Annotated in this window: 1 rRNA gene; it reads right to left on the bottom strand. The window is 58.0% G+C overall.

Going from position 1 to position 405, the window contains the following annotated elements:
• Nucleotides 1-405, bottom strand: a 16S ribosomal RNA gene (locus BSZ14_RS18885); the annotation flags it as partial.

The following is a 405-nucleotide window of genomic DNA, read 5'->3' on the forward strand; positions in this document are numbered from 1 at the left end:
CTGTTCGCTCCCCATGCTTTCGCTCCTCAGCGTCAGTTACGGCCCAGAGACCCGCCTTCGCCACCGGTGTTCCTCCTGATATCTGCGCATTCCACCGCTACACCAGGAATTCCAGTCTCCCCTACCGCACTCTAGTCTGCCCGTACCCACTGCAAGCTCGGAGTTGAGCCCCGAGTTTTCACAGCAGACGCGACAAACCGCCTACGAGCTCTTTACGCCCAATAATTCCGGACAACGCTTGCACCCTACGTATTACCGCGGCTGCTGGCACGTAGTTAGCCGGTGCTTCTTCTGCAGGTACCGTCACTTTCGCTTCTTCCCTGCTGAAAGAGGTTTACAACCCGAAGGCCTTCATCCCTCACGCGGCGTCGCTGCGTCAGGCTTTCGCCCATTGCGCAATATTCC

It is taken from the genome of Sphingomonas sp. Sph1(2015) (assembly GCF_001970915.1).
Taxonomy (GTDB): Bacteria; Pseudomonadota; Alphaproteobacteria; order Sphingomonadales; family Sphingomonadaceae; genus Sphingomonas; species Sphingomonas parapaucimobilis.